The 5,073-nt window shown below is 62.2% G+C and carries 6 protein-coding genes; 5 read left to right on the top strand and 1 reads right to left on the bottom strand.

The features are described from left to right. Positions 1-32: 32 nt before the first annotated feature. A complete protein-coding gene (locus APH33_RS22435; RefSeq protein ID WP_054887241.1) occupies positions 33-269 on the bottom strand; it encodes a YdcH family protein in 237 nt (78 codons plus the stop codon). Positions 270-387: 118 nt separating this feature from the next. Between APH33_RS22435 and APH33_RS22430 the strand changes: the two genes are divergently transcribed. The 5 genes from APH33_RS22430 to APH33_RS22410 all read left to right on the top strand — a co-directional run bounded on the left by APH33_RS22430 (position 388) and on the right by APH33_RS22410 (position 4,995). Next, the gene (locus APH33_RS22430) at positions 388-756 is read left to right on the top strand and encodes a 5-carboxymethyl-2-hydroxymuconate Delta-isomerase (protein ID WP_054887240.1); all 369 of its coding nucleotides are present in this window, start codon (positions 388-390) and stop codon (positions 754-756) included. Positions 757-909: 153 nt separating this feature from the next. After that, complete coding sequence (locus APH33_RS22425; protein ID WP_054887242.1) at positions 910-2,547, top strand: phosphoethanolamine transferase; 1,638 nt, start codon at positions 910-912, stop codon at positions 2,545-2,547. An 89-nt stretch (positions 2,548-2,636) separates the two neighbouring features. Continuing rightward, positions 2,637-3,770, top strand: coding sequence for a ribonuclease D (rnd, locus tag APH33_RS22420; RefSeq protein WP_054887239.1), 1,134 nt, complete (start codon positions 2,637-2,639; stop codon positions 3,768-3,770). Further along, the gene (locus APH33_RS22415) at positions 3,767-4,060 is read left to right on the top strand and encodes a YcgL domain-containing protein (protein WP_054887238.1); all 294 of its coding nucleotides are present in this window, start codon (positions 3,767-3,769) and stop codon (positions 4,058-4,060) included. Before rnd ends, APH33_RS22415 begins: the two co-directional genes overlap by 4 nt. 2 nt (positions 4,061-4,062) lie before the next feature. Continuing rightward, positions 4,063-4,995: a D-2-hydroxyacid dehydrogenase gene (locus APH33_RS22410; protein WP_054887237.1), complete on the top strand. Its 933-nt coding sequence runs from the start codon at positions 4,063-4,065 to the stop codon at positions 4,993-4,995. Positions 4,996-5,073 lie beyond the last annotated feature (78 nt).

The raw sequence follows: 5,073 nt of genomic DNA, 5'->3' as shown, positions 1-5,073 counted from the left end.
GCGAAGAGGCCGGTGAGTTCAATAGAGAAATATCAGGACTTGGGCGGATGAATGATCCGATCGATCTTGTCCTTGATCAGCAGCCTTTCCTTGCGCAGGCGATTGACCGCTTCGTCGTTGGTGCCATTGGCCTCGGCGGCCAGCACCTCTTTGTCCTTGGTGTTGTATTCCTTGTGCAGCTTGTGAAGGTCCTGGTCCTTGTCTATGAGCGCCTGGAATGCGTCAGCGGTAATGTGCAGGTCAGCGAGCAGATCATGCGGAACTGGCATTTCTTCACCTCTGTCAGGGTTGTCGGTAAGGTCCTGACCTTTGAGGATAGCCGCCTTTGCGCAGGTGGGGGACTGGGGTAGGCTGTCGCATCCTTCCTTTGTGCCTGGAGCCTGCGCCATGCCTCACCTGAACCTGGAATACAGCGACAACCTGCGCGAACTCAATGTCGATGTGCTGTTGCTGCGCCTGAACCACGCCCTGGTGGGCAGCGGCCAGTTTGCCGACGAGGGCGACATCAAGAGCCGGGCCGAGGCCTTCAGTCAGTACCGGGTGGGTACCGCGCCGGGTGAGCGAGCGTTCGCCCATGTGCGCCTGGCCATCCTCAGCGGGCGCTCGCCCGAGGTGAAGCAGCAACTGTCGAACGGCTTGCTCGAGGTGTTGCGCGAAGCGATCCCGGCCAAGGCCGGAGTGGACACTCAGTTGTGCGTGGAAGTGCTCGACATTGACCGCGAACCTTATGCCAAGGCACGGCTGAACGGCTGCTGAATGAAGTTGATTTAATGTAAAAAATGCATCGGCTTACGAAATTGTTACCGTCTTTTTCACGAAAAATTGATGGTGCGCTTTCTAGAGTTCGCCCGACTTTCCCACAGTACCATCCGGCCTGTGGGTGATAATTACTCTCGATTGCGAATGCCGATGCTCAACTTCAAATCCCTGCGGACTGAATGGGTCACGCTGTTGGCCAGCGTTTACCTGCTGGTGGGTCTCAACATGTTCCTCTGGGAGCACCTGCAAGAGGTGGTGCCTGCCGGGATGACGGGGCTTTGGCTGAGCCTGGCGTTCGCCGTGCTGATGTTGTTCGCGTTCAACCTGGTGTTGACGCTGTTCGCCTTCCGTTATGTATTGAAGCCGTTATTGATCGTGTTGTTCATCAGTGGTGCAAGTGCTGCCTACTTCATGAACCAATACGGCGTGCTTATTGACGCTGGCATGTTCCGCAACATGGCCGAAACCAACGTTACGGAAGTGCGCGACCTGATGTCGTTCAAGTTCGCTGCCTATATTCTGCTGCTTGGTGTATTGCCGTCGGTCATGTTGTGGAAGACGAAGATCGCCTACCGCCCGTGGCACCGCGAATTGCTCGGCAAACTGGTGGTCAGCGGCGCCTGCGTGGTGGCGCTGGGCTCGGTGGCACTGGTCAATTATCAAGGGCTTTCGTCGCTGTTTCGCAACCACCATGAACTGCGCCTGATGCTCACCCCGAGCAATGTCGTCGGCGCGACCATCGGTTATGTCAACGAGCGCGTCGGTACTGCAGCGCGCCCATTCCAGAATTATGGCGAAGATGCCAAGCGCGACTTGGCCTGGCAGAAGCACGAGCGCAAATCGCTGACCGTGCTGGTCGTCGGCGAAAGCGCCCGTGCCGACCACTTCGGCGTGCTCGGCTATCCGCGCGATACCACCCCGAACCTGGCCCGGGAGCAAGGCCTGCTGAGCTTCTCCGATGTGCATTCCTGCGGGACTGAAACCGCCGTCTCGGTGCCGTGCATGTTCTCCGGCATGAAGCGCAAGGAATACGACGCCCGGGTGGCGAAGAACCGCGAGGGGCTGCTGGATATCCTCCAGCGTGCCGGCCTGGCCGTGCAGTGGCGCGACAACCAGTCGGGCTGCAAGGGCACCTGCGACCGCGTGCAGTTCATCGACGTCAGCAACCTCAAGGATCCGCAGCTGTGCGCCAGCGGCGAATGCCATGATGAAATCCTCCTGCAAGGCCTGGGCGAGCTGATCGACAACCTCGACAAGGATACCGTGCTGGTGCTGCACCAGATGGGCAGCCACGGCCCCGAATACTTCAAGCGCTACCCTCAAGACGGCGAGCGCTTCACCCCGGTGTGCCAGAGCAACGCGCTGAACCAGTGCAGCGAGCAGGAGATCATCAACGGCTACGACAACACCCTGGCCTACACTGACAAAGTGCTGTCTTCGCTGATCGATACCCTGCGCAGCAAGCAGGACAAGGTCGACACGGCGATGATCTACCTGTCCGACCATGGCGAGTCGCTGGGCGAGTACAACCTGTTCCTGCACGGCACCCCCTATGCCATTGCTCCGGAACAACAAAAGCATGTGCCGCTGCTGACCTGGTTCTCCGACAGCTACAAGCAAGACTTTGGCATCGACACCGATTGCCTGGCCAAGCTCAGCGATGCGCCGTTGTCGCAGGACAACCTGTTCCACTCGATGCTGGGCCTGCTGCAGGTGCACACCGAGGTCTACCAGCAGTCGCTGGACGTGTTTGCCAGCTGCCGGCCGTGGCTGGCAGCCCAGCGTTGAGGCCGTTCATCTAATCCACGGATGGCGCAGGTTTCACCAGCAGGGCCCGCGCCGTATATACTGCGCGCCAATGTTTGTGGGAGAGCCTTGTGGCCATCGAAATACACTGGATCCGTGACGACCAGACCCTGGCCGAACACTGCCGCAAGTGGCGCGAACTGCCCTTCGTGGCTCTCGACACCGAGTTCATGCGGGTCGACACCTTCTACCCGAGAGCCGGCCTGGTCCAGGTTGGCGACGGGCAGCGGGCTTTCCTCATCGACCCGCTGCTGATCGGCGACTGGCAGCCGCTGGGCGAACTGCTCGACGACAGCAACGTGGTCAAGGTGCTGCACGCCTGCAGCGAAGACCTCGAAGTGCTGCTGCGCCTGACTGGCAAGCTACCGCAACCGTTATTCGACACTCAGCTGGCCGCCGGATACCTGAACCTGGGCTTCTCCATGGGCTATTCGCGCCTGGTGCAGGACGTGCTGGGCATCGAGCTGCCCAAGGGCGAAACCCGCTCTGACTGGTTGCAGCGCCCGCTGTCGGAAACCCAGGTCAGCTACGCCGCCGAAGATGCCGTGCACCTGGCCGAGCTGTTCGCCGCCCTGCAGCCACGCCTGTCCGGCGACAAGTACGCCTGGGTGCTGGAAGACGGCGCCGAGCTGGTGGCTGCGCTGCGCCGTGAAGTCGAACCCGAGACTTTGTATCGCGACGTCAAGCTCGCCTGGAAGCTGAGCCGCCAGCAACTGGCGGTGCTGCGCGAACTGTGCGCCTGGCGCGAGCGTGAAGCACGCAGCCGTGATGTACCGCGCAACCGTATCCTCAAGGAACACTCGCTGTGGCCCATGGCCAAGAGCCAGCCGGATAACCTGTCGGCCCTGGCCAAGATTGAAGAAATGCACCCGCGCACCATCCGCCAGGACGGCGCCTTGCTGCTCGAACTGATCAAGCGCGCCGGCAACCTGCCGTCCGAGCAATGGCCACAGCCGCTCCCCGAGCCGCTGCCGATCGAAGCCGCCGGTATCCTCAAGCGCCTGCGTGCGATCGGCCAGGCCGAAGGCGAGCGCCTGGGTATCGCCCCCGAGCTGATGCTGCGCAAGAAAACCCTGGAAGCCCTGCTCAAGAGTGGCTACCCGAACGGCCCTTATCAACTGCCCGATTCGCTGCGCGGCTGGCGCCGTGAGCGGATGGGCCAGGCCCTGCTGGACGACCTGGCAGGTGCCGGAGACAAGCAATGAAACGTATCTGCTCAATCTACAAGAGCCCACGCAAGAACGAAATGTACCTGTATGTGCTCAAGGCCGATGGCCTGGAGCGCGTGCCCGAAGCCCTGCTACCGTTCTTCGGTACGCCCAAGCATGCTTTCGACCTGGTTCTCAGCCCCGAGCGCAAGCTGGCCCGCGAAGACATCGCCAAGGTCCTGGAGAACCTCGACAACCAGGGCTACCACCTGCAGATGCCACCGCCGGACGATGAATACATCGAGCACCTGCCCGAAGAACTGCTGCGCCGCAACGACCCGGTTTGATCATGCGTGTACTGATCGCTGAGCATGATCATGCTCGTTATGCCCAATTGTTGCGCGAAGCGATGCCGGAACTGGAAGTGCTGACCAGCAACGACTCCGCCGAACTGGCCCGCCAGGCACCGCAGTGCCCGGTCTGGCTGGGCCAGCCGGATCTGCTGGCGAGCCTGTTGCGCCAGGGCCACAAGCCGCAATGGATGCAGTCCACCTGGGCCGGCATCACGCCGTTGCTGGCCGAAGGGTTGCCGCGTGACTACCGCCTGACCCGCGCCGTAGGCATTTTCGGCCAGGTGATGGCCGAATACATGCTGACCTACATGCTCGGCCACGAGCGCGAAGTGTTGTCGCGCCTGGTCAGCCAGGTCGAGCGGCGCTGGGATGACCGTCCGGGGCGCAGCCTGGAGGGGCGCAAGGTATTGATTGTCGGGACCGGCGATATCGGCCAGCGGGTGGCCGAGTTCCTCGTGCCGTTTGGCGTGACCCTGTACGGTATCGCCAGCCGCGCCCGCGAGCAGGCGCCGTTCGTCGAAGTGGCGGGGCTGGCGGATTTGCCGCGCATGGTCGGGCAAGTGGACTACGTGCTCAACCTGTTGCCGGATACGCCGGCAACCCATGACCTGTACGACGCGGCGCTGTTCCAGTGCTTCCGGCCCACGGCGCTGTTCATCAACGCCGGACGCGGCGCGGCGGTGGTCGATGCCGACCTGGTCGAGGCACTGAAACAGGGGCATCTGGCCGGGGCGGTGATCGACGTGTGCCGGCAGGAGCCGCTGCCGCAACGGCATCCGTTCTGGACCGCCTGGGGCTTGTTGCTGACCGGGCACAGCTCAGCGCCCACCTCGCCGGCGGCGATGGTGCGGTTGTTTGCCGAGAATGTGCGGGCGTATGCCGAGGGGCAGGGGTTGCGCGGCGAAGTCGACTTCGCCCGGGGTTACTGATCTCTTTAACCTTTGCCGGCCTCTTCGCGGGCTCGCCCGCTCCCACAGGTACGGCGCCGCCCTCAGGCTGTGCACTAT

The sequence above is a fragment of the Pseudomonas sp. NBRC 111130 genome, assembly GCF_001320485.1.
Lineage (GTDB): Bacteria > Pseudomonadota > Gammaproteobacteria > Pseudomonadales > Pseudomonadaceae > Aquipseudomonas > Aquipseudomonas vlassakiae.
Note: the sequence above shows the minus strand (reverse complement) of the source record. Positions and strands in the feature narration are given on the sequence as shown.